This window comes from Bacillus fungorum (assembly GCF_002746455.1).
GTDB lineage: Bacteria > Bacillota > Bacilli > Bacillales > Bacillaceae_G > Bacillus_A > Bacillus_A fungorum.
In genome coordinates, this window is record NZ_NWUW01000088.1 from 1 (window position 1) to 2991 (window position 2991).

The following is a 2991-nucleotide window of genomic DNA, read 5'->3' on the forward strand; positions in this document are numbered from 1 at the left end:
TTGCTACATATTATATGGTTAAGTCCTCGATCTATTAGTATTCGTCAGCTCCACATGTCACCATGCTTCCACCTCGAACCTATCAACCTGATCATCTTTCAGGGATCTTACTAGCTTACGCTATGGGAAATCTCATCTTGAGGGGGGCTTCATGCTTAGATGCTTTCAGCACTTATCCCTTCCGCACATAGCTACCCAGCTATGCCCTTGGCAGAACAACTGGTACACCAGCGGTGCGTCCATCCCGGTCCTCTCGTACTAAGGACAGCTCCTCTCAAATTTCCTACGCCCACGACGGATAGGGACCGAACTGTCTCACGACGTTCTGAACCCAGCTCGCGTACCGCTTTAATGGGCGAACAGCCCAACCCTTGGGACCGACTACAGCCCCAGGATGCGATGAGCCGACATCGAGGTGCCAAACCTCCCCGTCGATGTGGACTCTTGGGGGAGATAAGCCTGTTATCCCCGGGGTAGCTTTTATCCGTTGAGCGATGGCCCTTCCATGCGGAACCACCGGATCACTAAGCCCGACTTTCGTCCCTGCTCGACTTGTAGGTCTCGCAGTCAAGCTCCCTTATGCCTTTGCACTCTACGAATGATTTCCAACCATTCTGAGGGAACCTTTGGGCGCCTCCGTTACACTTTAGGAGGCGACCGCCCCAGTCAAACTGCCCACCTGACACTGTCTCCCGGGTCGATAAGACCCGTAGGTTAGAATTTCAATACAGTCAGGGCGGTATCCCACCAGCGCCTCCACCGAAGCTAGCGCTCCGGTTTCAAAGGCTCCCGCCTATCCTGTACAAACTGTACCAAAATTCAATATCAGGCTACAGTAAAGCTCCACGGGGTCTTTCCGTCCTGTCGCGGGTAACCTGCATCTTCACAGGTACTATAATTTCACCGAGTCTCTGGTTGAGACAGTGCCCAAATCGTTACACCTTTCGTGCGGGTCGGAACTTACCCGACAAGGAATTTCGCTACCTTAGGACCGTTATAGTTACGGCCGCCGTTTACTGGGGCTTCAGTTCAGAGCTTCGCTTACGCTAACCCCTCTCCTTAACCTTCCAGCACCGGGCAGGTGTCACCCCCTATACTTCGCCTTACGGCTTCGCAGAGAGCTGTGTTTTTGCTAAACAGTCGCTTGGGCCTATTCACTGCGGCTTTCCGTTAAGAAAGCACCCCTTCTCCCGAAGTTACGGGGTCATTTTGCCGAGTTCCTTAACCAGAGTTCTCTCGCACACCTTAGGATTCTCTCCTCGCCTACCTGTGTCGGTTTGCGGTACAGGCACCTTTTATCTCGCTAGAAGCTTTTCTTGGCAGCGGGGAATCAAAGACTTCGCTCCATAAGGAGCTTCCCCATCACAGCTCAGCCTTTACGATAAGCGGATTTGCCTACTTATCAGCCTAACTGCTTGGACGTGCACAACCAATCGCACGCTTCTTCTATCCTTCTGCGTCCCTCCATTGCTCAAACGATAAAGAGGTGGTACAGGAATATCAACCTGTTGTCCATCGCCTACGCCTGTCGGCCTCGGCTTAGGTCCTGACTAACCCTGAGCGGACGAGCCTTCCTCAGGAAACCTTAGGCATTCGGTGGACGGGATTCTCACCCGTCTTTCGCTACTCATACCGGCATTCTCACTTCTAAGCACTCCACCAGTCCTTACGGTCTGACTTCACTGTCCTTAGAACGCTCCCCTACCACTGATACCATTGGTATCAATCCGCAGCTTCGGTGGTGTATTTAGCCCCGGTACATTTTCGGCGCAGAGTCACTCGACTAGTGAGCTATTACGCACTCTTTAAATGGTGGCTGCTTCTAAGCCAACATCCTAGTTGTCTAAGCAACTCCACATCCTTTTCCACTTAATACACACTTTGGGACCTTAGCTGGCGGTCTGGGCTGTTTCCCTTTTGACTACGGATCTTATCACTCGCAGTCTGACTCCTAAGGATAAGTCATTGGCATTCGGAGTTTGACTGAATTCGGTAATCCGATGAGGACCCCTAGTCCAATCAGTGCTCTACCTCCAAGACTCTTACACTTAAGGCTAGCCCTAAAGCTATTTCGGGGAGAACCAGCTATCTCCAGGTTCGATTGGAATTTCTCCGCTACCCACACCTCATCCCCGCACTTTTCAACGTGCGTGGGTTCGGGCCTCCATTCAGTGTTACCTGAACTTCACCCTGGACATGGGTAGATCACCTGGTTTCGGGTCTACGACCACGTACTAAACGCCCTATTCAGACTCGCTTTCGCTGCGGCTCCGCCTCTTCAGCTTAACCTCGCACGGGATCGTAACTCGCCGGTTCATTCTACAAAAGGCACGCCATCACCCATTAACGGGCTCTGACTATTTGTAGGCACACGGTTTCAGGATCTCTTTCACTCCCCTTCCGGGGTGCTTTTCACCTTTCCCTCACGGTACTGGTTCACTATCGATCACTAGGGAGTATTTAGCCTTGGGAGATGGTCCTCCCAGATTCCGACGGAATTTCACGTGTTCCGCCGTACTCAGGATACATTCAAGAGAGAACGAAGTTTCGACTACGGGGTTGTTACCCTCTACGACGGACCTTTCCAGGTCGCTTCGTCTACCTCGTTCCTTTGTAACTCCGTATAGAATGTCCTACAACCCCAAGAGGCAAGCCTCTTGGTTTGGGCTATGTTCCGTTTCGCTCGCCGCTACTCAGGAAATCGCATTTGCTTTCTCTTCCTCCAGGTACTTAGATGTTTCAGTTCCCTGGGTCTGTCTTCCTTACCCTATGTATTCAGATAAGGATACCATACCATTACGTATGGTGGGTTTCCCCATTCGGAAATCTTCGGATCAAAGCTTACTTACAGCTCCCCGAAGCATATCGGCGTTAGTCCCGTCCTTCATCGACTCCTAGTGTCAAGGCATCCACCGTGCGCCCTTTCTAACTTAACCAAACTAAAATTAAAAAATATGAGCTACACTGTTATCTAGTTTTCAAAGAACATAC

At 51.2% G+C, this 2991-nt stretch carries 1 rRNA gene; it reads right to left on the minus strand.

The window, feature by feature from the left end:
• Positions 1–14: 14 nt before the first annotated feature.
• Positions 15–2936, minus strand: a 23S ribosomal RNA gene (locus CO726_RS30600).
• Positions 2937–2991: the final 55 nt, after the last annotated feature.